Genomic DNA, 26,176 nt, shown 5'->3' on the forward strand with positions numbered 1-26,176 from the left:
GCATGGCCCAGCGTGCCGCCATCGCGGCCGCTGTCGCGGGGCGCCCGGGCCTCCTGCTGGCCGACGAACCCACCTCGGCGCTGGACCCGGACAACGCGGCGGTCATCTGGCGACTGCTCGGGCAAGCAGCCGCCGAGGGCGCCGGCGTCCTGGTCATCACCCATGACATGCCGTCCCTGCTGCGCGCCGCCGTCCGCCCTGATGTCGCTGTGATGGCTAAGGGTGTTGTGCAGCAACAGTTTCCGCTGGAAGAAGCGCTGGCCAGCGGTGATCCCTACACGCGGGCGCTGCTGCGGGCGGTGCCGGCATGAGCGTGCAGGCGGCGGGAGTGACGGTGTCGTTCGGGGGCGTGACCGTGCTGGATGGCGTCGACCTGGACGCGCCCGCGGGGACGATCACCGGGGTCACCGGGGCATCGGGCAGCGGCAAGACCACGCTGCTGCGGGTGCTGGCCGGTCTGCAGGTTCCGGACCGTGGGACGGTTCGTCACGGGGGATCGCCCCTCGCGCCGGCAGGGTCGATCGCACTGCTGGCCCAGCATCCCCGGCTGGTCTGCAACCCGCGCTGGACACTGCGCCGGATCATCGCCGAACCTGCCGCGATCCGCGGTGAACCGGACACCACCGAGGTCCTCGCCGAGCGGGTCGGCCTGGATCCGTCTCTGCTGCAACGCTATCCCGGGCAGGTCAGCGACGGGCAGTTGCAGCGGGCGTGCCTGGCCCGGGTGCTCGGGCAGTCCGCGAGCACGGTGCTCTGCGATGAACCGACCGCGATGCTGGACCCGATCGCCTCGGCGTCGGTGCTGAGGTTACTGCGCGAGATCGCGTCCGGCGTCGCCGTGGTGCTCGTGGTCAGCCACGACCCCGAACTGATCGCGGCGCTCGCCGACCGGCAGCTCAGCCTTTCGCGAGGGTGAACTGCACGACGTCGGTCTGGCGGAGACGGAAGGTCTGCGCGCAGCCGGTGAGGTACTTCATGTAGCGCTCGTAGACCTCTTCGGACTGGATGGCGATGGCCTCGTCCTTGTGCTGCTCGAGCGCCGCAGCCCAGATGTCGAGGGTCTTGGCGTAGTGCGGCTGCAGGGACTGCTCGCGGGTCAGGGTGAAATTGCCCTCCGCGGCCTTCTCCTTGACCATCTCGACCGACGGCAGGCGGCCGCCGGGGAAGATCTCGGTGATGATGAATTTGACGAAGCGGGCCAGCTCGAAAGTGACCGGGATGCCGTGCTCCTTGGCGTGCACCGGGTTGAACGCACAGATGGTGTGCAGCAGCATCACGCCGTCGTCGGGCAGCGCGTCATGGGCCATCTTGAAGAAGTCCGGGTAACGGTCGAAACCGAAATGCTCGAATGCCCCGATGGAGACGATCCGGTCGACCGGTTCGCTGAACTGCTCCCAGCCCTGCAGCACCACCCGACGGTCCCGGGAGCTGTCCATCTCGTCGAAGCTGCGCTGCACGTGGGCGGCCTGGTTCTTCGACAATGTCAGGCCGATGACGTTGACGTCGTACTTCTCCACCGCGCGGCGCATGGTGGCCCCCCAGCCGCAGCCGATGTCGAGCAGCGTCATGCCGGGTTGCAGTCCCAACTTGCCCAGCGCCAGGTCGATCTTGGCCAGCTGAGCCTCTTCCAGCGTCATGTCGTCACGCTCGAAGTACGCGCAACTGTAGGTCTGCGTCGGATCCAGGAACAGCTGGAAGAACTCGTCAGACAGGTCGTAGTGGGCCTGGACGTCCTCGAAGTGCGGCGTCAATTTGTTCGGCATGGCGGTCCCCCCTCTTGGTCGCATCGCGACACATCCTTAGGCATTCGAAACCACGGAACGTCCGGATTGGTCCGAATGCCCGCTTAGCCTTACCCAGATCGGCCGATTATGAAACTCGGGCACCAAACGGGGCCACGTCGAGCACCGATAAGGTGGTAGCCGTGACCCACTATGACGTCGTCGTACTCGGAGCTGGCCCCGGCGGATATGTGGCGGCCATTCGCGCTGCCCAACTCGGCCTGAACACCGCGATCGTCGAACCCAAGTACTGGGGCGGCGTCTGCCTGAACGTGGGCTGCATCCCCTCCAAGGCGCTGCTGCGTAACGCCGAACTCGCTCACATCTTCCACAAGGAAGCCAAGACCTTCGGCATCAGCGGGGAGGCCACCTTCGATTTCGGTGCCGCCTTCGACCGCAGCCGCAAGGTGGCCGACGGCCGCGTCGCCGGCGTGCACTTCCTGATGAAGAAGAACAAGATCACCGAGATTCACGGCTACGGCAAGTTCACCGACGCCAACACCATCGAGGTCGACCTCAACGAGGGCGGCACCGAGTCGGTCACCTTCGACAACGCGATCATCGCGACCGGGTCGTCCACCCGTCTGGTGCCCGGCACGTCACTGTCGGAGAACGTGGTCACCTACGAGAAGCAGATCATGTCGCGCGATCTGCCCGGCTCGATCATCATCGCCGGCGCCGGAGCCATCGGCATGGAGTTCGCCTACGTGCTGAAGAACTACGGCGTGGACGTCACCATCGTCGAGTTCCTGCCGCGCGCACTGCCCAACGAGGACGCCGAGGTCTCCAAGGAGATCGAAAAGCAGTACAAGAAGCTGGGCGTGAAGATCCTCACCGGCACCAAGGTCGAGACCATCGAGGATGACGGGTYCACGGTCACCGTGACGGTGTCCAAGGACGGCAAGTCCGAGGAGCTCAAAGCCGACAAGGTGATGCAGGCCATCGGATTTGCGCCCAACATCGAAGGCTTCGGGCTGGAGAACACCGGGGTGGCGCTCACCGAGCGCAAGGCCATCGACATCGATGACCACATGCGGACCAATGTGCCGCACATCTACGCCATCGGCGATGTGACCAGCAAGTTGCAGCTCGCCCACGTGGCCGAGGCGCAGGGCGTGGTGGCCGCCGAGACGATCGCCGGGGCCGAGACGCTGACCCTGGGCGACTACCGGATGATGCCGCGCGCCACCTTCTGCCAGCCGCAGGTCGCCAGCTTCGGCCTCACCGAGGAGCAGGCCAAAGACGAGGGTTACGACATCAAGGTCGCGAAGTTCCCGTTCACGGCCAACGGCAAGGCGCACGGGCTGGCCGACCCGGTCGGCTTCGTGAAGCTGATCGCCGACACCAAGTACGGCGAACTGCTGGGCGGGCACCTCATCGGGCCCGACGTCTCCGAGCTGCTGCCCGAACTGACGCTGGCCCAGAAGTGGGATCTGACCGTCAACGAGCTGACCCGCAACGTGCATACCCACCCGACCCTGTCCGAGGCGCTGCAGGAAGCCATCCATGGCCTGGCCGGCCACATGATCAACTTCTGACGGGGGTTTGATGCCGACCCGGGCGGTGATCGTCGCCGCCATCGGTGGCCTGGTGATCGGGCACATGCTGTGGTTGCTGGCCATCACACTGGCGATCAACACCAGCGAGGTGAGCTTCTGGGTGCTCGTCACCTCGGCGGTGATCACCGTGCTGTCGGCAGCCGTCGCCTGGCTCGGCTGGCGTGCGTATCAGCGCAAAGATCAGGTGTGGACGGCGTTCCTGTGGTCGGTGCCGGTCGCCCCGATGTTGCTGACCCTCATCGTGCTGGGCGTCACCTACTTGTAGGACTCGCGCACTTTCGCGACGCTGCGTAGCGAATTGGGTCAGAATGGCCTGGTGGGCGACGGGGGACGCGGTGATTTGCTGGTCCAATGGTGGCGTCAGAGCGACGACTACCAGTGGCGGATAGATTTCCTGCGCAGCCGCGGCCTGCTGCCGATCCTGCGCGGGCTGATCGGTGGTCTCGGCGCCGTCATGGGTCTGCTCAGCGCACTGCATGCGGTCGCGCCGCCGGTCAATGACACCCCGCTGATCCGGATCGGCTGGGCGGTGGTGTCCGTCGGTTCGCTGGCCTGGTCCGCGCGCTGGTTGCTGCCGTGGCCGAGTGCACGCTCCTCGGCGGTGCTGGTGGTCTGCGTCGACATCCTGATGACGCTGTCGACGCTGCTGTTCGGCGACGCCAACCTGGCCATGTCGGGCATCCCGATCCTGTTGTGTGCCGGCGGCTATGTGGTGTTCTTCCATGGGCCGAAGCTGCACCTCGCGCACATCCTCTGGTGCACCGCGTCGGTCACCGGTATCGCGGTGTGGATGGTGCTGAGCACCCCCGGATATGGACCGCAGGTCGCGATATCGCGGGCGGTCATCGCGCTCGCGGTCACGGTGTGCATCCTGCCCGCGCTGCAGTTCGGGTTCTGGCTGTTGCAGGGTAGTTCGATCCAGTCGCTGGCCGATCCGCTGACCGAGCTGACCAACCGCCGGGGGCTCGCGGTGGCGGTGCAGCGGCTCAACGAACGTGCCGTGCGACGCTCAGATGTGTGCGCCCTGCTCATCGATGTGGACGACTTCAAATGGGTCAACGACAACCTCGGGCACGCGGCGGGTGATGAGGTGCTGATCCGCACCGCGCGCCGCATCCGCGACAGCGTGGGTCCCGATGCGGTGGTGGTGCGCTGGGGCGGTGAGGAATTCCTGGTGGTGGACCGGATTCCGGTGCGGCAGGCGGAGGTCGTCGCCGAGCGGGTGCGGGCGGCGGTCTCGGCGCACGCCGAACCTGCGGTCACCGTGAGCATCGGGGTGGCGAGCTCGGACCGGCCCGACACGGCACTCGACGGCGTGATCTCGGCCGCGGACCGGGCCATGTATGAGGCCAAGGCTCACGGCGGCGACCGCGTCGTTGTGGCCGGAGCGTCAGTCCGGGAAGTCCAGCGGGATGCGTAACGTCGCCATGGTCGCCGCGAGAGCGTCGTATTGTCCTGCGAGCGTGCAGAATTCAATGATCTGCGCGCGGTTGTAGAGCTTGGACAGGGCGGTCCAGGTCTCGGCCGACATGGACCGGGTGATGACGAACTCGTCGGTCGCGGTGATGAGGACCCGCTGATGCGGCGCCAGTCCCGGCGCGTCGGGGCCCTCGAAAATGGCGGCCTGCAGGTCCGCGTTCAGCCCGCGGCTGCGGGCCAGCCTGCGGTGCTGCTGCAGTTCGTATTCGCTGTTGCGCAGATGCCCGACCCGCAGGATCACCAGTTCGGCGTCCTTGCGGTCCAGCTTGCCCGCGTAGAGCAGGTACCCGGAGAGCGGCAGCCAGGCCAGGAACATGAGCCGGTGCTGACCCAGGATGTTCATCAGGTGGAACTTCGGGGCCCGGATCCGGCGCGCGCCGGCCTTGGCGATGGCCCAGTTGAGCGGGCCGAGTTCGCGGAACCCGCCGGGCGGGATCCTGGGGGTGACATCGGATTCGGTCATGTTGTCTGCTTCACCAGATATGGGGACACCGTGCTGCGGTGTTCGTCGAGGTCGAGGGCCTTGCCCAGGGCCGGGAACGCGCGCTGCGGGCAGTTGTCGCGTTCGCACACCCGGCAGCCGGCACCGATCGGTGTCGCGGTCGTAGCGTTTGGGCCACCGGACAGATCCAGCCCTTCCGAGTAGACCAGCCGGTGCGCATGTCGGAGTTCACAGCCCAGGCCGATCGCGAACGTCTTACCCGGCTGACCATAGCGCGACGCGCGGCGCTCGACGGTGCGCGCCACCCACATGTAATCGCGGCCGTCGGGCATCTGGGCGATCTGCACCAGGATTTTGCCGGGGTTGGCGAATGTCTCGTAGACGTTCCACAGCGGGCAGGTGCCCCCGGAGGACGAGAAGTGAAAACCGGTGGCGGACTGGCGTTTGGACATGTTCCCGGCGCGGTCGACCCGAACGAAGGACAGCGGCACCCCGCGCATGGACGGGCGCTGCAGGGTGGACAGCCGGTGCGCGATGGTCTCGTAGGACACCGCGTAGAACGCCGACAGCCGTTCGACGTCATAGCGGAAGTTCTCGGCCACATCATGGAACTGCCGGTAGGGCAGCACGGTGGCCGCGGCGACGTAGTTGGCCAGTCCCAGCCGGGCCAGGGTGCGCGACTCGTCGCTGGTGAACTTGCCCTCGTCGACCAGTTTGTCGATCAGGTCGCCGAATTCCAGGTAGCCCAGTTCGGCGGCCAGCTTGAAGACGTACTGACCGCTGGCCAGGTGCCCGCCGATCTCCAGCGTGCGGGTCGCGGGGTCGAAGCGGTGCAGCACCGGATCGCCGAGGTCGGTGCGGCGCACGATGCGCACCCCGTGCACCCGGGTCAGCCGGTCGGACAGTTCGCGGGTCAGTTCGGCGCGGTGCATCCGCATCCGGATGGTGAGGTCCTCGGCGGCGGTGTCGAGCTCGTGCAGGTAGTTCTGCCGCTGGTAGAAGTAGTCGCGCACCTCTTCGTGCGGCATGGTGATGGTGCCCGAACCCGCGCCGGACCCGGAGGTGAACCGGCCCTCGGAGACGGCGGCCAGCTGGGTGCTGGTCAGCCGGTAGCGCTGGTGCAGGCTGACCATCGCCCGGGCGAAGGCCGGGTGGGTGCTGACGATATCGGCGAGCTCGGCCGGGTCGACGGCGATGTCGAGGTCGCGGTCCAGGGTCACCTCGCGCAGCTCGGCCACCAGCCGGGTGTCGTCCTGGGAGGCGAAGAAGGTGGCGTCCACGCCGAAGACCTCGGTGATGCGCAGCAGCACGGCGACGGTCAGCGGGCGGACATCGTGTTCGATCTGGTTGAGGTAGCTCGGAGAGATGTCCAGCATCTGAGCCAGCGCGGCCTGACTGAAACCGCGCTCCCGGCGGAGCTGGCGCACCCGCGATCCGACGTAGGTCTTGGACACCCCAAACAGCCTAGTCAAGGCTGCAAAGGTTGGCTTTGCATTCTTCGCAGACCATATTGGAGTCCATGAGCTTGGCGAAGACCCTGATGCCTGTCCCGGACCCGCACCCCGACGTGTTCGATGTGCAGTGGCCGTTGCGGGTCGCCGATATCAATCGCGAAGGCCGGTTGAAGTTCGACGCCGCCACCCGGCACATCCAGGACATCGGGTCGGATCAGCTGCGCGAAATGGGCTACGAGGAAACACATCCGGCGTGGATCGTGCGGCGCACCATGATCGACCTGATCGAACCGATCGAGTTCAAGGACACCCTACGGCTGCGCCGCTGGTGCTCGGGGACGTCGAACCGGTGGTGCGAGATGCGGGTACGCATAGAAGGTCGGCGGGCCGGCCTCATGGAGTCCGAGGCGTTCTGGATCAACTTCAGCCAGGAGACGCAGGCCCCGTCGCGGATCTCCGACGACTTCCTGGCCGGGCTGCGGCGCACCACGGATGTGGACCGGTTGCGCTGGAAGTCCTATCTCAAGGCCGGGCCCCGCGAGACCGCGGCGGCAGTGCGCAGGTATCCGGTCCGGGTCAGCGATATCGACCTGTTCGACCACATGAACAACTCGGTCTACTGGAGCGTGATCGAGGAGTACCTGCACGAGGCGCCCGAACTGCTGCAGGCACCGCTGCGGGTGACCATCGAACACGACTCCGCGGTCGCGCTCGGCGACGACCTGGAGATCGTCTCGCACGTGTATCCGGCCGGCTCGACCGACAAGTTCGGCCCGGAGCTTCAAGATCGCACTGTTACAACGCTCACATATGCCGTCGGTGACGAGACCAAAGCGGTCGCATCCCTGTTCCCGCTGTGACCCGGCGAGTTTTAACAGTACGGGCGTACTGACCAGCAGAAACCACTTACCGGCCGGTAGCTTCTGAACCGGTAAAGCAAGGCACTGCATTAACAACCTTCGCAACATCCCCGCGGCAGTTGGACAAAATTGGCAACTGAAACGGGTGGACCTGCGGTAATGCGGTAKGGCATCCTCGGTATAGCAACGCAGCGAAGTCACTGCAGCGTTAACAAATACTGATAGGAGCGCCCATGTCCACCGTTGGCACGCCGAAGAGCCCGGAACAGATCCAGCACGACTGGAACACCAACCCCCGCTGGAAGGGCATCGAGCGCACCTACTCCGCCGAAGACGTCGTCGCCCTGCAGGGGCACGTCGTCGAGGAGAGCACGCTGGCCCGCCGCGGTGCCGAGGTGCTGTGGGATCAGCTGCACACCATGGACTACGTCAACTCGCTGGGCGCGCTGACCGGCAACCAGGCCGTGCAGCAGGTGCGCGCGGGTCTGAAGGCCATCTACCTGTCCGGTTGGCAGGTCGCCGGTGACGCCAACCTCTCCGGCCACACCTACCCCGACCAGAGCCTGTACCCGGCCAACTCGGTGCCGCAGGTCATCCGCCGCATCAACAACGCGCTGCTGCGCGCCGACCAGATAGCCAAGGTCGAGGGTGACACCTCGGTGGAGAACTGGCTGGCCCCGATCGTCGCCGACGGTGAGGCCGGTTTCGGCGGCGCGCTCAACGTCTACGAGCTGCAGAAGGCCATGATCGCCGCCGGTGTCGCCGGTTCGCACTGGGAGGACCAGCTGGCCTCGGAGAAGAAGTGCGGCCACCTCGGTGGCAAGGTGCTGATCCCGACCCAGCAGCACATCCGCACCCTGACCTCGGCCCGTCTGGCCGCCGATGTCGCCGATGTGCCGACCCTGGTCATCGCACGCACCGACGCCGAAGCCGCCACCCTGATCACCTCCGACGTCGACGAGCGCGATCAGCCGTTCATCACCGGCGACCGGACCAAGGAAGGCTTCTACCACGTCAAGAACGGTGTGGAGCCCTGCATCGCCCGCGCCAAGGCCTATGCGCCGTACTCGGATCTGATCTGGATGGAGACCGGCACCCCGGACCTGGAGCTGGCCAAGAAGTTCGCCGAGGCCGTCAAGGCGGACTTCCCCGACCAGATGCTGGCCTACAACTGCAGCCCGTCGTTCAACTGGAAGCAGCACCTGGACGACTCGACCATCGCCAAGTTCCAGAACGAGCTGGGCGCCATGGGCTTCAAGTTCCAGTTCATCACGCTGGCCGGCTTCCACGCCCTGAACTACTCGATGTTCGATCTGGCCCACGGCTACGCCCGCAACCAGATGAGCGCCTACGTCGAGCTGCAGGAGCGCGAGTTCGCCGCCGAGGAGCGCGGTTACACCGCCACCAAGCACCAGCGCGAGGTCGGCGCCGGCTACTTCGACCGGATCGCCACCACCGTGGATCCGACCAGCTCGACCACCGCACTCGCGGGTTCGACCGAAGAGGGTCAGTTCCACTAACAACCAGAGTTGATAGCGTCAGGCCTCGTCCGTGCATACGGGCGGGGCCTGACGGCTGTCCGGAGTCCAAGGGAGTGGCAGTGAGTATCGAACGAGTCGGCGTCATCGGCGCCGGACAGATGGGCGGCGGCATCGCCGAGGTGTGCGCGAAGGCCGGGGCGCAGGTCCTGGTGTTCGAACCGACCGACGACCTGATCACGGCGGGCAGCAAGCGCATCACCGCGTCCCTGGATCGCGCGGCGGCCAAGGGCAAGCTCAGCGAGGCCGACCGGGACGCGGCGCTGGCCCGGCTGACATTCACCACCAGCCTCACCGACATGGCCGACCGTCAGCTCACCATCGAGGCGATCGTGGAGGACGACACCGTCAAGGCGAAGGTCTTCGCCGAACTCGACCGTGTCATCGAGGACCCGGACGCCGTGCTGGCGTCGAACACGTCGAGCATCCCGATCATGCGGATCGCGGCGGCCACCCAGCGCCCGGAGCGGGTGCTCGGGCTGCATTTCTTCAACCCGGTTCCGGTGCTGCCGCTGGTGGAGCTCATCTCCACCCTGGTCACCGCGGAGGGGGCGCTCGCGCGCACCGAGGATTTTGCGGCCAACGCGCTGGGCAAGCAGGTGGTGCGCTGCTCGGACCGGTCCGGCTTTGTCGTCAACGCGCTGCTGGTGCCCTACCTGCTCTCGGCGGTCCGGATGGTCGAGGCCGGCTTCGCCACCGTGGAGGACGTGGACAAGGCCGTGGTGGGCGGACTGTCCCATCCGATGGGGCCGCTGCGGTTGTCGGATCTGGTCGGGCTCGACACGCTCAAGCTGATCGCCGACAAGATGTACGAGGAGTTCAAGGAGCCGCTGTACGGCCCGCCGCCGCTGCTGCTGCGCATGGTCGAAGCGGGGCAACTCGGTAAGAAATCGGGTCAGGGCTTCTACTCGTACTGAGCCTGACGGGTAGAGTCGGGCGATGCGGTGTGGGGGCACCCGAATCTGGGTACTCGTCCGCAGTTATTCAAGACGATCACAGAGGGTTGTTTCCGAATGTCAAAAGTTGAGTCCGAGCTGGAACCGTACTACGAAGAGTCGCAGTCGATCTACGACATCTCCAACGACTTCTTCGCCCTGTTCCTCGGACCCACCATGGGCTACACGTGCGGGTACTACGAGCGCGAGGACATGAACCTCGAGGAGTCCCAGAACGCGAAGTTCGATCTGGCACTCGGCAAGCTGGGTCTCGAGCCGGGAATGACGCTGCTCGACATCGGCTGCGGTTGGGGTGGCGCGCTGGAGCGGGCCGTCGAGAAGTTCGATGTGAACGTCATCGGCATCACGCTGAGCAAGGCCCAGTCCGAATGGGCCCGCGCGCGGCTGGCGAAGCTCGACACGAAACGGTCCATCGAGATCCGGCTGCAGGGCTGGGAAGAGTTCGACGAGCCCGTCGACCGCATCGTGTCGATCGGCGCCTTCGAGGCCTTCAAGGCCGAGCGCTACCCGGTGTTCTTCGAGCGGGCCTACAGCATCCTGCCCGAGGGCGGCACCATGCTGTTGCACACGATCCTGGCGCACACCCAGGAGTTCTTCCGCACGAACGGCATCAAGGTCACGCTCAGCGACCTCAAATTCATGCGGTTCATCGGCAAGGAGATCTTCCCCGGCGGACAGCTGCCCGCCGTCGAGGACATCCAGAAGCTGGCCACCGACACCGGGTTCGACCTGCAGCGCATCCACCTGCTGCAGCCGCACTACGCGCGCACGCTGGACATGTGGGCGGCGAACCTCGAAGCCGCCAAGGACGAGGCCATCGCCATGCAGGGGCAGGAAGTGTACGACCGGTACATGAAGTACCTGACCGGTTGCGCCGACTTCTTCCGCCGCGGCATCACCAACATCGGACAGTTCACGCTGGTCAAGCCCTAGTCGGCCGGGCGGCGCTGCTAGGCCTTCTTGAGCCGCTTCTTCTCCGCCTCGACGTCGAAATCGGCTGGGGGCCACTGCAGGTCGAGGCTCTTCAGGGCCTCGATCATCAGCTCCAGCACCGCAAGCCGGCTGTACCACTTACGGTTGCAGGGCACGATGTGCCACGGGGCGTAGTCGGTGGAGGTCTTGTCCAGCATGGCCTGATAGGCCTCCTGGTAGAGCGGCCATTTCAGCCGTTCGTCGATATCGGCCGGGTTGTACTTCCAGTACTTGTCGGGACGGTCCAGGCGCGCCGCGAGGCGCTTCTTCTGCTCGTCCAGTGAGACGAACATCGCGACCTTGACGATGGTGGTCCCGGCGTCGACCAGTTCCTGCTCGAAGGCGTTGATCTCGTCGTAGCGCGGGCCCCAGACGTCCGGCGGCACCAGATTGTGCACGCGCACGATCAGCACGTCCTCGTAGTGCGAGCGGTCGAACACGCCGATGTGCCCGGCGGCGGGCAGCGCCTTGTTGATGCGCCACAGGTAGTGGTGCGACAGCTCCTCGGGGGTGGGCTTGCCGAAGCTGTGGTACTGGATGCCCTGCGGATTGCTCGCTCCGACAACATGTTTGACGATACCGCCCTTGCCCGCGGTGTCCATGCCCTGCAAGACGAGCAACACCGAACGGTGGTCGCCGCTGCGGCTGTTGGCGTAGAGCATCTCCTGCAGACCGGCGAAGCGTTCGGTGCGCTCGGCGTGCAGCGCCGGCGCGTCCGATTTGGAGCCGGTGAATCCGGGGGTGGCGTCGGCGTCGATCTCGGACACCAGGGCGCCGGGCTTGAACCGCAGATGGGTGTGGGGCTCGTGGCTCCACAGCTTCGACAGTTCCGAGGTGTTGTCTGCGCTCACAACTCGTTAGTCAAGCAGGTGTCTGGGCAGATCGGGGGATGGATGATCCTGTGAGTTGAACTTCTCCAGCGATCCGCCGACCTCGACGATGCCGCACAGCGAGCTCCACGACAGCATCGTCAGATAGTCGATGAGGTCATCGGTGGACATCCGCGGATTGGACATCCAGGAGTGGGTGGCCAACTGCACGCCGCCGACGATCATGAACGCCCACGGCTCGACTCCGGAGGTGTCCATCTTCTCCGCTTGCATGCGCCGGCGCAGCATGACCGCGAGCATGCGGGCGATGATCTGCTCGGAGTCGTTGATGGCCTTGGTGCGGCTCGACGAGCTGTTGGACATGACGAAGCGGTATGGCTCGGGCTCGGAGGCAACCGTGTCCACATAGACCCGGATGACTTCGCGCACCAGGGTGTATCCGTCGAGGTTCGAGGACAGTGCCGCGGCCATGTTGGGAATCAGCGTGACCTGGGCGAACCGCATCATCACGGCCGTGGTCAGATCGTTCTTGTCCACGAAGTAGCGGTAGAGCACCGTCTTGGACACGCCGATCTCGGCGGCGATCTCGTCCATGCTGACGTTTGCGCCGCGTTGCCGGATAGCCTCCAGCGTGCCGTCCACCAGCTCGTTRCGTCGTTCGACTTTGTGCTGGTGCCAGCGTCGTTTACGGCCGTCGGTCTTCACCGCCGCCGCGCTCTGCTGTGCCACAGTCGTGAGATTCCATTCACTAGGTCGCCTCGATACTACGGTGGACGAGCCGCTCGCGCGGTAGCGGATGATGGGGGAGTGGTACACACGAGTTTCGCGGAGTCGCTGGCCGGTGCCGACTCGGAGGCAGACCGGGAACGGCTGCGCGGGTTACGGCGGATGAAGGTCGTCGCGCTGAGCTTCCTGCTCGGTGCGACGGTGATCTTTCTGGTCTGCACCTGGCTCCAATCCCGGGGCGCCGCACCATGGGTGGGTTATGTGCGGGCCGCCGCCGAGGCGGGCATGATCGGTGCGCTGGCCGACTGGTTCGCCGTGACCGCGCTGTTCAAGCATCCACTCGGTATCCCGATTCCGCACACCGCGATCATCAAACGCAAGAAGGATCAGCTGGGCGAAGGTCTGGGCGCCTTCGTGCGGGAGAACTTCATGTCACCCGAGGTGGTCGCGACCAAGCTGCGCGATGCCGAGGTGGCCGGCCGGACGGGCAAATGGCTGGCCGATCGGCGCAACGCCGAGCGGGTGGCCGCCGAGGTGTCCACCGTGCTGCGCGTGCTCATCGAGATGCTGCGCGACGAAGACGTGCAGCAGGTGCTGGACCGGATGATCGTCAAGCGCATCGCCGAACCGCAGTGGGGGCCGCCGATCGGACGGGTGCTCTCCAGCCTGCTCGAGGAGAACCGGCAGGAGGCGCTGCTCCAGCTGCTGGCGGACCGCGCCTTCCAGTGGTCACTGAATTCCGGCGAGGTGATCGAGCGGGTGATCGAGCGCGACTCCCCGACCTGGTCACCACGCTGGGTGGATCACCTGGTCGGCGACCGGATCCACCGGGAGTTGATGGACTTCACCGACAAGGTGCGCCGCGACCCGAACCACGAACTGCGCCGCTCTGCCACCAAGTTCCTGTTCGAGTTCGCCGACGATCTGCAGAACGACGGTGCCACGATCCAGCGCGCCGAGAACGTCAAGGAACAGATCATGGCGCGTGACGAGGTGGCGCGGGCGGCCGAGACGGCGTGGGCCGCGGCCAAGCGGATCGTGCTCGAATCCGTCGACGATCCGTCCTCGACCTTGCGCACCCGGGTGGCCGACACCGTGGTGCGGATCGGTGAGTCGCTGTGCAACGACCAGGAGATGCGCGACAAGGTCGACAACTGGATCGTGCGGGCCGCACAGCACCTCGTCGAGCAGTATGGGACGGAGATCACAGCGATCATCACCGAGACCATCGAGCGCTGGGATGCCGATGAGGCGAGCCGCCGGATCGAGCTCCATGTGGGTCGTGACCTGCAGTTCATCCGGATCAACGGCACAGTGGTCGGGTCCCTGGCCGGTCTGGTGATCTACACGGTGGCGCAGCTACTTTTCTGAAGTGCTAGCAGAGTGCTTGCAATAGTTAGCACTCGTGCCTACCGTGGACTCCGTCAGCCAATAACCGACGGATCGGGGGTTCATCATGACGCAGGACGAAAATCTTGCCGTTGTGGTGAGCAACGCCGCGCACGACATCGGCGGCTACATCCGGGCTCAACGCGAGGCTGCGCAGGTGTCAGTGCGCCAACTCGCCGAGAAGGCCGGGGTCAGCAATCCCTACCTCAGCCAGATCGAGCGTGGGCTCCGTAAACCGTCGGCTGATGTGCTCAGCCAGATCGCCAAGGCATTGCGTGTCTCCGCCGAGGTGCTCTACGTCCAAGCCGGGATGCTCGAACCCAGTGAGGGCAGCAAGGTGCGTGACGCGATCGTCACCGACACCGCGATCACCGAGCGGCAGAAGCAGGTGCTGCTCGACATCTACACCTCGTTCTGTCAGCAGAACGAGGCTGAGGCCGAAATCGATGCTGCAGCAGTCGAATCCGATACAGATTCCGAACCCGAACAACCCGCTGCACAACCGACCACCATCTGAGAGGAAGAACCATGAGCGAGAAGACCCAGGCAAGCGTCGAAGACCTCAAGGCTCCGTTGCTGGCGGCTGTCGGCGCTGCCGATCTGGCCCTGGCCAAGGTCAACGAGATCGTCGAGACCCTGCGTGACCGCGCCGACGAAGCCCGCACCGACAGCAAGACCCGCGTCGAAGAGGGCCGCGCCCGCCTGACCAAGCTGCAGGAGGATCTGCCCACCCAGTTCGACGAGCTGCGCGACAAGCTGACCCCCGAAGAGCTGCGCAAGGTTGCCGAGAAGTACGCCGACGAGGCGACCAGCCAGTACAACAAGCTCGTCGAGCGCGGCGAGGCCGCCCTGGAGCGCCTGCGCAACCAGCCGGCCCTCGAAGAGGCCGCCTCGCGCGTCGAAGAGGTCACCGATCAGGCCGTCGAGCTGACCCAGGATGCGCTGGGCACCGTCGCCAGCCAGACCCGCGCGGTCGGCGAGCGCGCCGCCAAGCTGGTCGGCGTGGAACTGCCGAAGAAGGTCGAGAAGGCCACTCCGGCAACCCCGGCCAAGAAGGCTCCGGCCAAGAAGGCCGCCGCCACCCCCGCCGCCAAGAAGGCCGCCCCGGCCAAGAAGGCGGCTCCGGCCAAGAAGGTCACCCAGAAGTAGGTTCGCGAACCGGATGGCACCCGCATAGGCTGCAGGCGTGATGCTTGCAAACCTGGCGGGTGCCATTCTGCTTGTGCTGGTCGGGATCGTCGTCCTGGTCGGCGTGTACTCGTTCGTGCACGCCGCGATGCAACGGCCCGACGCGTACACCGCCGCCGGAAAGCTCACCAAGCCGGTCTGGTTGCTGATCCTGGGCGGCGGCGTGCTGCTGGCGCTGCTGCTGCGCGACGCGTTCGGCGCCGCGATCTGTGCCTGCGCGACGGGTGTCTACCTGGTCGATGTGCGGCCCAAGATCCTGGAGATCCAGGGAAAGTCGCGCTGACCCGATGCGCGTCATCGGTGCCGCGCTGTGCGCGGCAGGTCTGCTGCTGAGTACACCGGTGGCTCATGCCGAGCCCGCCGGCGCCTATATCGACCACACCTCATGGGTGCAGTGGGGCGACCTGAAGAGCCTGCGGGTCTATCCGACGCCGGCCGGCCGCGCCCAGGCCGCCACTCCGGGCACCCAGCCCCAGCAGAATCAGGCCTGGGCCGAGGTGCTGGCCATCTCCCCGGAAGCCGATATCCCGGGAATGCAAGCACAATTCAACTGCCACTGGCAGTTCGCCGAGTTCATCGAACCCGGTAAGACCAGCTGGAATCTGGAGCCGTGGCGGCCCGAGGTCACCGACGCCGAACTGGTGGCCGCCGGCTGCAACCCCGGCGGCACYGAAGAACCCTTCTAGAGCCCTGCGAAGCAGGGATCCGAGTTCTGCCCGGTGCTGGCCGGCATCGTCGCGTTGCGGGTGAAGAACTTGGCGACCACCCCGGAATCGGTGACCTCCACGCTGTCGGCCTTGATGCCCAGCGGGTAGTTCTCCGTCATCTGCTTCAGGAACGCGTCCAGCGCAGGCTGCACGGATTCGCGTGGCAGCACGAAGCCCAGGCCCGTCAGGGCCTCCACCGTCAGCGTCAGCTCGTTGTTCCGCACTTCCGGCTTGGCGACGATGCTGCCGAGCATGCCCTGCAGTTCGATGGTGCCGTCGCTGGGATTGGTCGTCACACCGTTGACGAAGCTGCCGATCAGCGGGATGGCGTTCTGGATGGTCCGCTTGATGCCGTCGGCCGACCAGGTGATCTTGGCGTCCAGCGCGCCGACGGTGCCGGGTGCGGCCGGGTTGTTGGTGACCTGGACGTCGTTGATGACGATCTCGGCCTTCATCCCCTCGGCCTCACGGATGCGTTCGCCGCCGGTGGTCACGGTGATGTTGTTGTAGTTGTCGCTCAGATACTGCAGCACGATCGGGCGGGGGCCGAAGGACACGTCGACGGTGTCCTGCACCACGCAGGAGGTCACCCGGGTCACCGTCGAGTCGGCGATCCGCCGGGCCACCAGTTCGGTGCCGACGATGCCGGCCACGGCCAGCGCCAGCACGATGACCACCACCAGCACGATCGACAGCGGATCGCGGAACAGCCGCTGAAGCCGGCTCTTCGGCTGCGCTTCCGGCGTTGCCTCCTGGTCGTGCAGCGGCGGTGGCTGCGGCACGGGTGGGGGCGGCGGCACCTCATCGGCAGGGCGGGCCCAGGGATCGGTCACGCCGTCGATTGTGCCCTAGCGAAATGAGCGCGGTTACGCAGCACCGCGATCGTCTCGCGGGCCTTCGCCGCGGCATCCAGGTCGATATCGGTCACCAGAAGCTGTTCGTCGGCGTCCGCGGCGGCGATGACCTGGCCGGTTGCCGAGGCGACGAGACTGCCCCCGACGCCCGTCGGGCCGATCGCGGCGACCTCGTCACCGGGGTAGGCCTGATCGACGGCGGCCACGACGCCGGTGGTGTCGATCGCTCGGGCCCGGGCCAGCAACGTCCACTGGTCGAGCTTGCCGGGGCCGGTGCCCCACGAGGCGTGCACCGTGATCAGCTGGGCACCGCGATCGGCCAGTTCGGCATACAGCTCGGGGAAGCGGACGTCGTAGCAGAGCGTCAGCCCCACCTGCACGCCACCGACATCGATCACGGTCGGCTGGTGTCCGGGCGCGACGGTCTTGGACTCGGAGAACCCGTACGCGTCGTAGAGGTGGATCTTGTCGTAGTGCGCGTCGGCGGTGGGTCCGGACGCGATCAGCGTGTTGGTCACCCGGCCGTCGCCCGACGGGCAGAACATGCCCGCCACGACGGTGATGCCGGTGCGCTGCGCGACGGCGCGGACCCCGTCGGCCCAGCGGCCGTCGCGGGGTTCGGCGACCGGGGCCAGCGGCACCCCGAACCGGCACATGGTCGCCTCGGGGAACAGCACCAGCGAGGCGCCGGCGTCGGCGGCCTCACGGCTGTATCGGTCGACGAGGTCCAGGTTCGCCGCAGGGTCGGTGCCGGACCGGATCTGAGCCAGGGCAATCCGCATGCGGCCAGCCTAGGTCGACGGTGACACCGCCGCCCAGGGCACGGTCAGCACCCCGTCACGCAGCCGCCGGCGCGGCGGGGCGACCGGGAAGCCGTCGGCGCGCAGCTGCTCCAGCATCGCCCGCCAGCGCACCCGCGGCCCGAACACCCCGTGCCCGGCCGCGGCCGCCCAGGCCCGGTCCGCGGCCAGCAGCAGGGCGTGGATCGGCTGGCCCTCGACGTTGTGGTGGATCAGCACCTTCGGCAGCCGCTCGGCCAGTTCCGAGGGCTGTTCGATGGCGAACGGATCGCAGGCCAGCGTCAGGCTGACCGGGCCGTCGGCGTCCAACAACACCCAGCAGCACAGCCGGCCCAGCTCGTCACAGGTCCCGTCGACCAACAGCCCGCCCGGGGCCAGCCGCGCGCACAGCTGCGCCCACGCGGCGTCCACATCGGTGACCGGGTACTGGCGCAGCACGTTGAACGCCCGCACCAGCACCGGAGACAGCCCGGCCAGTTCGAAACCGCCGAGGGCGAACTCAACCCCGTCGGTGGCGGCCTGTTGCGCGGTGCGGACCCGTTCCGGGTGGATCTCCAGTCCGACCACCCGCACGTCCGGGCGCACCGTCTGCAACCGCGACGCCAGTTCCAGGGTCGTGACGGGCAGCGCGCCGTAACCCAGATCGACGACCAGTGGATCGGCGGCCGTCAGCAGCGCCGCGCGTACCTGCGGGGAATGCACCAGCCAGCGGTCGCTGCGGCGCAACCGGTTGTAGCCGGTGGTGCCGCGCGTCGCGTGGCCCAGCGGTTTCTTCAGACGTGCTCGGTGATCCATTGCGAGGTGAACTGTTCTTCCAGCCGGACCATCTCCGCAAGTTGGCCGCCGATGAAGCCTTCGACCTTGCCGCCCAGCAGCGGGATCCGCACCTGCACGGTGGCGTGCACGTCCACCCGGGCGCCGGTCTCGATGCTGCTCATCTCCGCGGTGCCGGTGACGCTGACCGGAGCGCCGGGCACCACACCGTTGATGGTGCCGGTGGCCCGGCCGTCGCGGACCGGGGTCCACGTTTCGGTGCGCACCAGGGTGAGGTCACCGGAGTGTAACTGCGTCACGAACCCGGGCAGCCGGTGGAAACCGACCGTCTGGGTGGTGGCGATGCTGAGGCCGCCGTCGTCGCCGATGGTCAGCGCGTCCAGGGTGGCGACATCGCAGCCGGACTTCGCCAGCCGCTCGAGCCAGTACGCCTCGTCGGCGAACGCCCCGTGCACCTGCGCCACGCCGCACCCGTACTCGGCCGCCATGTCATAGGAACGCGGCATGCCGGTCACGCTACCGTTAGCGCCCGTGGCCGGAACGAATTTCGCGGGCGCGGCGGTCGCCGCGAACGTACCGCTCGTTCAGCGGACGACTTTGCGTATCGGCCCGGTAGCGCAGCGGCTGATCACCTGCGACACCACCGACCGACTCATCGCAGTGCTGTCGGCGCTGCCGGTGGCCGATGACGTGCTGGTGCTGGCCGGCGGCTCCAATGTGGTGCTGGCCGACGATCTGACGGGATTGACCGTCGTCGCGGTCGCCAACACCGCGATCACCGTCGACGGCGCCGTCCTGCGTGCCGAGGCGGGAGCCTCCTGGGATGACGTCGTGGTGGCCGCGCTGGCCCACGGTCTCGGCGGGCTGGAATGCCTGTCCGGGATCCCGGGCTCGGCCGGTGCCACCCCGATCCAGAACGTCGGCGCCTACGGGGCCGAGGTCGCCGACACCATCTCCCGGGTCAGGCTGCTGGACCGCAGCACCGGCACCGACGAATGGGTCGGGCCGGACCGGCTGGGATTCGGTTACCGGCACAGCGTGCTCAAGTATCAGTCCGAGATCATCGTGCTGGAGGTCGAGTTCAGCCTGGACCCCACGGGCCGGAGCGCACCGCTGCGCTACGGCGAACTCGCCACCACGCTGGGCGCGCGGCCGGGGGAGACGGCCGACCCGATGCGGGTACGCGACGCCGTGCTGGCGCTGCGCGGCGCCAAGGGGATGGTGCTCGACGCCGTCGATCACGACACCTGGAGCGTCGGCTCCTTCTTCACCAACCCGGTGGTGACCGCCGAGGTCTTCGAGCGACTGCGCGACGACGTCGGCGCCGCGGTCCCGCACTATCCCGCGCCCGACGGGGTGAAACTGGCCGCCGGATGGCTGGTCGAGCGGTCCGGTTTCGGCAAGGGGTATCCCGGGCCCGACGCATCCGCCCGGTTGTCCACCAAACATGCGCTGGCGCTGACCAATCGCGGCACCGCCTCCACTGCGGACCTGATCGCCCTGGCCAGGACGGTGCGCGACGGCGTATTCAGCCGTTTCGGGATCGAACTCACACCCGAGCCGGTACTGATCGGGTGCGCACTCTAGGTACGCTGGGTCCACGTGAGACCTACCGGTGGAAGTGAAGACGCCCAGCTGAGTCGGCGTCGTGCGCTCACCATCCTGGGCCTCGGCGGCGCGGGCTTCCTGGCTGCCTGCTCGAGCACCTCGGGATCGGGCATCAGCGAGCCGGAGCCGACCGAGGAAGCCTCGGCGCCGACCATCACCCTGAACCCGGAAGATGCGTCCACCGATGTGGTGCCGACGGCCGTGGCCGGCGTCAAGGTCAGCGACGGCTGGTTCCAGCGCATCTCGCTGACCAACGCCGCAGGGCAGCCGGTCGACGGGAAGCTCAATCGCGACCGCACCGAGTTCACCGTCACCGAGCCGCTCGGTTACGGCGGCGACTACACCTGGGCCGGGTCGGTGGTGGGCCGCGACGGCAAGGCCATCCCCGTCACGGGCGGGTTCAGTACCGTCAACCCGCAGACCACCGTCAGCGGCGTGTTTCAGCTCGCCGACCATCAGACCGTCGGGGTGGCCGCGCCGATCATCCTGCAGTTCGACGCCTCGATCGCCGACAGTGACCGCGCAGAGGTGGAAAAGGCGCTGAAGGTGACCACCACCCCGGAGGTCGAGGGCAGCTGGGCCTGGCTGCCCGACGAGGTCGGTGGCTCCCGCGTGCACTGGCGCACCAAGGACTATTACCCGACCGGCACCACCGTGCACGTCGACGCGAATCTCTACGGGGTGTCTTTCGGCGAGGACGCCTACGGCGCCGCCGATTCCACCCTGGACTTCACCATCGGCCGGCGCCAGGTGGTCAAGGCCGAGGCCTCGTCACACCAGATCGAGGTGATCACCGATGCCGGCGTCATCATGACGCTGCCCTGCAGCTACGGCGAGGGCGATCTGGACCGCAATGTCACCCGCAGCGGCGTGCACGTGGTCACCGAGAAGTACGAGGACTTCTACATGACCAATCCCGCCGCCGGCTACGCCAACGTCCGGGAGCGGTTCGCGGTGCGGATCTCCAACAACGGCGAGTTCATCCACGCCAACCCGAACAGTGCCGGCGCCCAGGGCAACAGCAATGTGACCAACGGCTGCATCAACCTGTCGACCGAGGACGCCGAGCAGTACTTCAACACCGCGATGTACGGCGACCCCGTGGAGGTCACCGGCACCCGGATCCAGCTGTCCTACGCCGACGGCGACATCTGGGACTGGGCCGTGCCGTGGAGCGAGTGGAAGTCCATGTCGGCGCTCAGCAGCGACGCACCGCCGACGGGAATCCCCGACACCGCGCCGGTCACCCCCAGCGATGCGCCGACGCTGTCGGGAACGCCCACCACGACGCCGAGCGCTACGCCCGGCGGTTGACGCGGGAGCCGGTCGCGCCGGTGACCTGATCGCGCGGCCGAACCACGATGAGGTCCAGGTCGACGTGCGCCGGGCGGCTCGCGACGAAACCGATGACCTCGGCGATGTCCTCGGCCACCAGCGGATCCACCCCGGCGTACACCTTCTCGGCGCGCTCGGCGTCACCGTCGAACCGGTTCAGTGAGAACTCGGTCTTCACCATTCCCGGGGCGACCTCGGTGAGCCGCACCGGCTTTCCGAACAGCTCGCTGCGCAGCGTGCGGTGCAGGACGCCCTGGGCATGCTTGGCGGTGGTGTAGCCCGAACCGTTGTCGTAGGTCTCCAGGGCGGCGATCGAGGTGACGGTGACGATGAGCCCGTCGCCGGAGTCGATCAGCTTGGGCAGCAGCGCTTTCGTCACGTGCAGGGTGCCCAGCACGTTGGACTCCCACATCCAGCGCCAGTTCTCGATGTCGGCGTCGGCCACCGACTCCAGCCCGCGGGCGCCGCCGGCGTTGTTGACGAGCACATCCACCCGGTCCAGGCGCTGCGCCAGCGCCGCCACGGCATCCGGGTCAGTGACGTCCGCCACAATCGCGGTGCCGTCGATCTCGGCGGCCAGCGCCTCGATGGGGCCGGGTCGGCGTGCCACACAGATCACGTGAAATCCCTGTGCGGCAAGAGTTTTCGCGGTTGCTTCACCGATTCCAGCACTGGCTCCGGTGACTACCGCGACGCGGCGCTGATCTGTTGAGGTCGTCATGGTGACAACCCTAAGCCTGCGCATCTGTCCTTCGCGCGAGTGCTGATAGTCGTGCTAAGTTGACGACGTGTTCTTGATCAGTCAGGCGAGTGTTCTCGCCGCGCGGTGTGCGTGTTGTTGTTGCGCACCCGCCGCGCCCTGCTGACCCCGAGGACCATTTCGTCCCGCTGAGTCGCCGGTGTGGCAGAAGCCCACCCCACCCCCGACTCAGACCAGAGGACCCCATCGTGAGCACCGCCACCGCCACCACCGTTCGCCAGACGCCCGCCGCGCACGCCAAACGTGCTCTTATGGCCCGTCACCACATCGTCGCGCCGTCGCTGAAGGTGGCCGATGCGGCCGCCGCATCGGTGTTCGGGGCTGCCCGCCAGCGCGGTCCGATCGCCCGCGACGCCATCGCCCGTGTCACCGGACTGAGCATCGCCACGGTGAACCGCCAGGTCACCGCCCTGCTCGACGCCGGGGTGCTGCGCGAGCGCGCAGACCTCGCGGTGTCCGGCGCGATCGGCCGCCCCCGCGTCCCGGTCGAGGTCAACCATGAGCCGTTCCTGACCCTGGGCCTGCACATCGGTGCCAAGACCACCAGCATCGTGGCCACCGATCTGTTCGGTCGCACCCTCGACGTCGTCGAGACCCCGACGCCGCGCGGTGCGCAGAACGCCGCGCTGGCCTCGCTGGCCGGCAGCGCCCGTCGCTACCTGAGCCGCTGGCACCGCCGCCGCCCGCTGTGGGTGGGCGTTGCCGCCGGTGGCGTCGTGGACAGCACCTCCGGATACCTGGACCACGCCCGGCTGGGCTGGACGGAAGCGCCGGTCGGCCCGGTGCTGGCCGAGACGCTGGGACTGCCCGTGTCGGTCGCCTCGCACGTCGACGCCATGGCCGGCGCCGAACTGCTGCTCGGGGTGCGTCGTCCCAGTGCGCAGGTTGGCACCAGCCTCTATGTCTACGCCCGTGAGACCGTCGGCTACGCGCTGTCCATCGGTGGCCGGGTGCACTCACCGTCCAGCGGCCCGGGCACCATCGCCGCACTCCCGGTGAGCTCCGAATTGCTGGGCGGCACAGGGAAACTGGAGTCGACCGTCAGTGACGAAGCGGTGCTGAACGCGGCCCGCGCCCAGCGCATCGTGCCGTCCGAGGGCCCCGCGTCGACGCTGCCCGCGGTGCTGCGCGCCGCCCGTGGCGGCCACGAGGGCGCCCGCGCGCTGCTGGCCGAGCGGGCCAGGGTGCTCGGCGAGGCCGTGGCACTGCTGCGCGACATGCTCAATCCCGACGACCTGGTGGTCGGCGGTCAGGCCTTCACCGAATACCCCGAGGGTATGGAGCTCGTCGAGCGCGCGTTCGCGGCACGGACCGTGCTGGGATCCCGCGATATCCGGGTGACCGCCTTCGGAAACCGCGTGCAGGAAGCCGGCGCGGGCGTGGTGTCGCTCGGCGGGCTCTACGCCGACCCGATCGCCGCCATGCGTCGCTCGCAGCTGCGCCGCGGCGAAGCGGGTGTGCTCGGCGCATCCTGACCGGGCAGGTGTAGACATGAGCATGTGCGCGCCGTCCCAGAAACGCCCGGACTGAAGGACACTGCCCGTCGCGTTGCGGTGCTCTCGGTGCACACCTCGCCACTGGCCCAGCCCGGAACCGGTGATGCCGGTGGCATGAACGTCTACGTGCTGCAGACCGCGCTGGAACTGGCCCGCCGCGGTGTCGAGGTGGAGATCTTCACCCGGGCCACCTCCTCGGCGGACGCCCCGCTGGTCCAGGTGGCGCCCGGGGTGCTGGTGCGCAATGTGGTGGCCGGGCCCTTCGAGGGTCTCGACAAGCACGATCTGCCCACTCAGCTGTGCGCTTTCACCGCGGGCGTGCTGCGCGCCGAGGCCACCCACGAGCCCGGCTACTACGACATCGTGCATTCGCACTACTGGTTGTCCGGGCAGGTCGGCTGGCTGGCCGCCGACCGGTGGGCGGTGCCGCTGGTGCACACCGCGCACACGCTCGCCGCGGTGAAGAACGCCGCGCTCGCCGAAGGGGACGCCCCGGAGCCCGCCTTGCGCTCGGTCGGCGAACAGCAGGTGGTCGATGAGGCCGACCGGCTGATCGTGAACACTGAAATCGAAGCGCAGCAACTTGTTTCGCTGCACCATGCGGACCGGGGCAGTATCGACGTGGTGCATCCGGGGGTGGACCTGGAGGTCTTCACTCCGGGCTCCAAGCGCGACGCGCGGGCGGCCCTGGGCCTGGACCCGCGCGAGAAGGTGGTGGCCTTCATCGGCCGTATCCAGCCGTTGAAGGCCCCCGATGTGCTGCTGCGGGCGGTGGCCGAGCTCCCCACGGCGGGCAGGAGCGCAGCGACCGGGGAATCAGCACCGGTGAGGGTGGTCATCGCCGGTGGGCCCTCGGGCAGCGGACTGGCCGCGCCGGACTCCCTGGTTCGGCTGGCCGAGGAACTGGGTATCACCTCGCGCGTGAGCTTCCTGCCTCCGCAGTCCCGCGAAGAACTGGTGAACGTCTACCGCGCCGCCGATATCGTCGCCGTGCCCAGCTATTCGGAATCCTTCGGCCTGGTCGCCGTCGAGGCGCAGGCCTGCGGCACCCCCGTGGTGGCCGCGGCGGTCGGCGGCCTGCCGGTCGCGGTGCGCGACGGGGTCAGCGGCACCCTGGTCGACGGACACGACGCGGGGGACTGGTCGCAGGCGATCGGCGCGCTCTTGGAGCGCGGCCCGGAGACGATGAGCGCCGCCGCGGTGGCCCACGCCGCCACGTTTTCCTGGGCGCACACCGTGGATGCGCTGCTGGACAGCTACACCCACGCCATCACCGATTACCGGGCCCGGCATCCCCGCCGTGAACCCACCGGGCGCCGCAACGGCCGGCGATTCGCGCTGCGCAGGGGGGTGCGGGCATGACCACGAACGGATTGAGCGGCGTGCAAGCGGTCATCGAGAAGACGCTGCAGGCCAACGAACTCGAATACGAGCACCACAAGGGCGCCCACGGCKGGCTGCCCGGAATCGTGGTGGCACTGCCGGGCGAGCGCAGGCTCAAGACCAACACCATCCTGAGTATCGGCGAGCACTCGGTGCGCGTGGAGGCCTTCGTCTGCCGCCGCCCCGACGAGAACTTCGAAGCCGTCTACAAGTTCCTGCTCAAGCGCAACCGCAGGCTCTACGGGGTGGCCTACACGCTGGACAATCTCGGCGACATCTACCTGGTCGGCTGGATGGCCAACGGTTCGGTCGACGCCGACGAGATCGACCGGATACTCGGCCAGGTGCTCGAAGCCGTCGACTCCGACTTCAACACGTTGCTGGAGTTGGGTTTTCGCACGTCCATCCAGAAGGAGTGGGAGTGGCGGGTGGCCCGCGGTGAGTCGCTGAAGAACCTGGCGGCGTTCGAGCATCTCATCGAAGACTGAGCTGTCGTGACAGAATGCCAGCCATGGCGAATCTGATCCTGCTGCGTCACGGCGAGAGCACGTGGAACGAGAAGAACCTGTTCACCGGTTGGGTCGACGTCGACCTCACCGAGAAGGGTCGGGCCCAGGCGATACGCGGCGGCGAACTGCTCGCCGATCAGGGCGTGCTGCCCGACGTGCTGTACACCTCGCTGCTGCGCCGGGCGATCGTCACCGCCAACCTGGCGCTGGAGGCCGCCGACCGGCTGTGGATTCCGGTGCACCGGGACTGGCGCCTCAACGAGCGTCACTACGGCGCGCTGCAGGGTCTGGACAAGGCCGCCACCAAGGAGAAATACGGTGACGAGCAGTTCATGGCCTGGCGCCGCAGCTATGACACCCCGCCGCCGCCCATCGAGAAGGGCAGCGAGTTCAGCCAGGACGCCGACCCGCGCTACGCCGATATCGACGGCGGACCGCTGACCGAATGCCTCGCCGATGTGGTGGCCCGCTTCGTGCCGTACTTCGAGCAGACCATCGTTCCCGACCTCAAGGCCGGCAAGACGGTGCTCATCGCCGCGCACGGCAACTCGCTGCGTGCCCTGGTCAAGTATCTGGACGGCATGTCCGACGACGACATCGTCAGCCTCAACATCCCGACCGGCATCCCGCTGCTCTACGAGCTGGACGACAACCTCAAGCCGGTGGTGCCCGGTGGCCGCTACCTGGACCCGGAGGCCGCCGCCGCCGGAGCCGCGGCGGTCGCTGCGCAGGGCGCCAAGTAAACAAACGGCGGGTGAACGCGAGTAAACGGTGAC

Annotated in this window: 29 protein-coding genes and 1 pseudogene; 20 read left to right on the plus strand and 10 right to left on the minus strand. The window is 67.4% G+C overall.

What is annotated here, in order from left to right; genetic code table 11:
• Both AC1DTF_RS26235 and AC1DTF_RS26240 read left to right on the plus strand, forming a co-directional pair.
• A pseudogene (locus AC1DTF_RS26235) lies at positions 1-311 on the plus strand (ABC transporter ATP-binding protein); the annotation flags it as partial.
• A complete protein-coding gene (locus AC1DTF_RS26240; protein WP_477476205.1) occupies positions 308-916 on the plus strand; it encodes an ABC transporter ATP-binding protein in 609 nt (202 codons plus the stop codon). The pseudogene AC1DTF_RS26235 and the gene AC1DTF_RS26240, both read left to right, overlap by 4 nt.
• Here the strand turns inward: AC1DTF_RS26240 and AC1DTF_RS26245 are convergent.
• The gene (locus tag AC1DTF_RS26245) at positions 897-1,763 is read right to left on the minus strand and encodes a cyclopropane mycolic acid synthase family methyltransferase (RefSeq protein WP_057170155.1); all 867 of its coding nucleotides are present in this window, start codon (positions 1,761-1,763) and stop codon (positions 897-899) included. The genes AC1DTF_RS26240 and AC1DTF_RS26245 overlap by 20 nt on opposite strands.
• 161 nt (positions 1,764-1,924) lie before the next feature.
• Here AC1DTF_RS26245 and lpdA point away from each other — a divergent pair, with 161 nt between their 5' ends.
• The 3 genes from lpdA to AC1DTF_RS26260 are packed head-to-tail and all read left to right on the plus strand — an operon-like array spanning position 1,925 to position 4,760.
• A complete protein-coding gene (gene lpdA / locus AC1DTF_RS26250) occupies positions 1,925-3,319 on the plus strand; it encodes a dihydrolipoyl dehydrogenase (RefSeq protein ID WP_477476206.1) in 1,395 nt (464 codons plus the stop codon).
• 10 nt (positions 3,320-3,329) lie between these two features.
• Positions 3,330-3,605 (plus strand): hypothetical protein, encoded by a 276-nt coding sequence (locus AC1DTF_RS26255; RefSeq protein ID WP_057170153.1) that lies wholly within the window; start codon positions 3,330-3,332, stop codon positions 3,603-3,605.
• A 51-nt stretch (positions 3,606-3,656) separates the two neighbouring features.
• Positions 3,657-4,760, plus strand: a complete 1,104-nt coding sequence (locus AC1DTF_RS26260; protein WP_057170152.1) for a GGDEF domain-containing protein — start codon at positions 3,657-3,659, stop codon at positions 4,758-4,760.
• Here AC1DTF_RS26260 and AC1DTF_RS26265 read toward each other — a convergent pair.
• Both AC1DTF_RS26265 and ramB read right to left on the minus strand, forming a co-directional pair.
• Positions 4,731-5,282 (minus strand): carboxymuconolactone decarboxylase family protein, encoded by a 552-nt coding sequence (locus tag AC1DTF_RS26265; RefSeq protein ID WP_057170151.1) that lies wholly within the window; start codon positions 5,280-5,282, stop codon positions 4,731-4,733. The genes AC1DTF_RS26260 and AC1DTF_RS26265 overlap by 30 nt on opposite strands.
• Positions 5,279-6,715 (minus strand): acetate metabolism transcriptional regulator RamB, encoded by a 1,437-nt coding sequence (ramB, locus tag AC1DTF_RS26270; RefSeq protein ID WP_057170150.1) that lies wholly within the window; start codon positions 6,713-6,715, stop codon positions 5,279-5,281. The genes AC1DTF_RS26265 and ramB overlap by 4 nt, the downstream gene beginning before the upstream one ends.
• Before the next feature lie 65 nt (positions 6,716-6,780).
• Between ramB and AC1DTF_RS26275 the strand changes: the two genes are divergently transcribed.
• The 4 genes from AC1DTF_RS26275 (at position 6,781) to AC1DTF_RS26290 (ending at position 11,002) form a co-directional block, all read left to right on the plus strand.
• On the plus strand, positions 6,781-7,575 hold the full coding sequence (locus tag AC1DTF_RS26275; protein WP_477476207.1) for an acyl-ACP thioesterase domain-containing protein: 795 nt from the start codon (positions 6,781-6,783) through the stop codon (positions 7,573-7,575).
• Between the two features lie 233 nt (positions 7,576-7,808).
• Positions 7,809-9,095: an isocitrate lyase gene (gene aceA / locus AC1DTF_RS26280; protein ID WP_057170148.1), complete on the plus strand. Its 1,287-nt coding sequence runs from the start codon at positions 7,809-7,811 to the stop codon at positions 9,093-9,095.
• A 74-nt stretch (positions 9,096-9,169) separates the two neighbouring features.
• Positions 9,170-10,030 carry a 3-hydroxybutyryl-CoA dehydrogenase gene (locus AC1DTF_RS26285; protein ID WP_082614441.1) on the plus strand — a complete coding sequence of 287 codons (861 nt, stop codon included), beginning with the start codon at positions 9,170-9,172 and terminating at the stop codon, positions 10,028-10,030.
• Between the two features lie 96 nt (positions 10,031-10,126).
• On the plus strand, positions 10,127-11,002 hold the full coding sequence (locus AC1DTF_RS26290) for a cyclopropane mycolic acid synthase family methyltransferase (protein ID WP_057170147.1): 876 nt from the start codon (positions 10,127-10,129) through the stop codon (positions 11,000-11,002).
• A 17-nt stretch (positions 11,003-11,019) separates the two neighbouring features.
• On the opposite strand, the gene AC1DTF_RS26295 is transcribed toward AC1DTF_RS26290, so the two are convergent.
• Entirely contained in the window at positions 11,020-11,892 is an 873-nt protein-coding gene (locus AC1DTF_RS26295; protein ID WP_057170146.1) for a polyphosphate kinase 2 family protein, read from the minus strand.
• 6 nt (positions 11,893-11,898) lie between these two features.
• Positions 11,899-12,600 carry a TetR/AcrR family transcriptional regulator gene (locus AC1DTF_RS26300; RefSeq protein ID WP_057170145.1) on the minus strand — a complete coding sequence of 234 codons (702 nt, stop codon included), beginning with the start codon at positions 12,598-12,600 and terminating at the stop codon, positions 11,899-11,901.
• Positions 12,601-12,678: 78 nt separating this feature from the next.
• On the opposite strand from AC1DTF_RS26300, the gene AC1DTF_RS26305 reads away from it, so the two are divergent.
• From AC1DTF_RS26305 to AC1DTF_RS26325, 5 genes are all read left to right on the plus strand, one after another.
• A complete protein-coding gene (locus AC1DTF_RS26305; RefSeq protein ID WP_057170144.1) occupies positions 12,679-13,968 on the plus strand; it encodes a DUF445 domain-containing protein in 1,290 nt (429 codons plus the stop codon).
• An 85-nt stretch (positions 13,969-14,053) separates the two neighbouring features.
• On the plus strand, positions 14,054-14,503 hold the full coding sequence (locus AC1DTF_RS26310) for a helix-turn-helix domain-containing protein (protein ID WP_057170143.1): 450 nt from the start codon (positions 14,054-14,056) through the stop codon (positions 14,501-14,503).
• 11 nt (positions 14,504-14,514) lie between these two features.
• Positions 14,515-15,135, plus strand: a complete 621-nt coding sequence (locus tag AC1DTF_RS26315; RefSeq protein WP_057170142.1) for a hypothetical protein — start codon at positions 14,515-14,517, stop codon at positions 15,133-15,135.
• 40 nt (positions 15,136-15,175) lie between these two features.
• Entirely contained in the window at positions 15,176-15,457 is a 282-nt protein-coding gene (locus tag AC1DTF_RS26320) for a DUF2516 family protein (RefSeq protein ID WP_200962290.1), read from the plus strand.
• 4 nt (positions 15,458-15,461) lie between these two features.
• Complete coding sequence (locus AC1DTF_RS26325; protein ID WP_057170140.1) at positions 15,462-15,860, plus strand: DUF2599 domain-containing protein; 399 nt, start codon at positions 15,462-15,464, stop codon at positions 15,858-15,860.
• On the opposite strand, the gene AC1DTF_RS26330 is transcribed toward AC1DTF_RS26325, so the two are convergent.
• Genes AC1DTF_RS26330 through AC1DTF_RS26345 form a run of 4 tightly spaced genes read right to left on the minus strand, consistent with a single transcriptional unit; the run spans position 15,857 to position 18,815 of the window.
• Positions 15,857-16,714 carry an LmeA family phospholipid-binding protein gene (locus AC1DTF_RS26330; RefSeq protein ID WP_057170139.1) on the minus strand — a complete coding sequence of 286 codons (858 nt, stop codon included), beginning with the start codon at positions 16,712-16,714 and terminating at the stop codon, positions 15,857-15,859. The genes AC1DTF_RS26325 and AC1DTF_RS26330 overlap by 4 nt on opposite strands.
• The gene (locus AC1DTF_RS26335) at positions 16,711-17,517 is read right to left on the minus strand and encodes a carbon-nitrogen hydrolase family protein (protein WP_477476208.1); all 807 of its coding nucleotides are present in this window, start codon (positions 17,515-17,517) and stop codon (positions 16,711-16,713) included. The genes AC1DTF_RS26330 and AC1DTF_RS26335 overlap by 4 nt, the downstream gene beginning before the upstream one ends.
• 9 nt (positions 17,518-17,526) lie before the next feature.
• Complete coding sequence (locus AC1DTF_RS26340; protein ID WP_477476209.1) at positions 17,527-18,330, minus strand: class I SAM-dependent methyltransferase; 804 nt, start codon at positions 18,328-18,330, stop codon at positions 17,527-17,529.
• Positions 18,309-18,815: a DUF2505 domain-containing protein gene (locus AC1DTF_RS26345; protein ID WP_477476210.1), complete on the minus strand. Its 507-nt coding sequence runs from the start codon at positions 18,813-18,815 to the stop codon at positions 18,309-18,311. Before AC1DTF_RS26345 ends, AC1DTF_RS26340 begins: the two co-directional genes overlap by 22 nt.
• On the opposite strand from AC1DTF_RS26345, the gene AC1DTF_RS26350 reads away from it, so the two are divergent.
• Positions 18,814-19,896 (plus strand): UDP-N-acetylmuramate dehydrogenase, encoded by a 1,083-nt coding sequence (locus AC1DTF_RS26350; RefSeq protein WP_477476211.1) that lies wholly within the window; start codon positions 18,814-18,816, stop codon positions 19,894-19,896. The genes AC1DTF_RS26345 and AC1DTF_RS26350 overlap by 2 nt on opposite strands.
• Positions 19,897-19,911: 15 nt before the next feature.
• Positions 19,912-21,231 carry a L,D-transpeptidase gene (locus tag AC1DTF_RS26355; RefSeq protein WP_477476212.1) on the plus strand — a complete coding sequence of 440 codons (1,320 nt, stop codon included), beginning with the start codon at positions 19,912-19,914 and terminating at the stop codon, positions 21,229-21,231.
• On the opposite strand, the gene AC1DTF_RS26360 is transcribed toward AC1DTF_RS26355, so the two are convergent.
• Positions 21,215-21,973 carry an SDR family oxidoreductase gene (locus AC1DTF_RS26360; protein WP_057170134.1) on the minus strand — a complete coding sequence of 253 codons (759 nt, stop codon included), beginning with the start codon at positions 21,971-21,973 and terminating at the stop codon, positions 21,215-21,217. The genes AC1DTF_RS26355 and AC1DTF_RS26360 overlap by 17 nt on opposite strands.
• Before the next feature lie 290 nt (positions 21,974-22,263).
• Here AC1DTF_RS26360 and AC1DTF_RS26365 point away from each other — a divergent pair, with 290 nt between their 5' ends.
• Genes AC1DTF_RS26365 through AC1DTF_RS26380 form a run of 4 tightly spaced genes read left to right on the plus strand, consistent with a single transcriptional unit; the run spans position 22,264 to position 26,143 of the window.
• Positions 22,264-23,487: an ROK family protein gene (locus AC1DTF_RS26365; RefSeq protein WP_477476215.1), complete on the plus strand. Its 1,224-nt coding sequence runs from the start codon at positions 22,264-22,266 to the stop codon at positions 23,485-23,487.
• A 24-nt stretch (positions 23,488-23,511) separates the two neighbouring features.
• Positions 23,512-24,870: a D-inositol-3-phosphate glycosyltransferase gene (gene mshA, locus AC1DTF_RS26370; RefSeq protein WP_477476213.1), complete on the plus strand. Its 1,359-nt coding sequence runs from the start codon at positions 23,512-23,514 to the stop codon at positions 24,868-24,870.
• Positions 24,867-25,379: a type III secretion system chaperone family protein gene (locus AC1DTF_RS26375; protein ID WP_477476214.1), complete on the plus strand. Its 513-nt coding sequence runs from the start codon at positions 24,867-24,869 to the stop codon at positions 25,377-25,379. Before mshA ends, AC1DTF_RS26375 begins: the two co-directional genes overlap by 4 nt.
• Positions 25,380-25,393: 14 nt before the next feature.
• Positions 25,394-26,143, plus strand: coding sequence for a phosphoglyceromutase (locus AC1DTF_RS26380; RefSeq protein WP_200962274.1), 750 nt, complete (start codon positions 25,394-25,396; stop codon positions 26,141-26,143).
• Positions 26,144-26,176: the final 33 nt, after the last annotated feature.

The sequence above is a fragment of the Mycobacterium sp. P4_H6 genome (assembly GCF_056400845.1).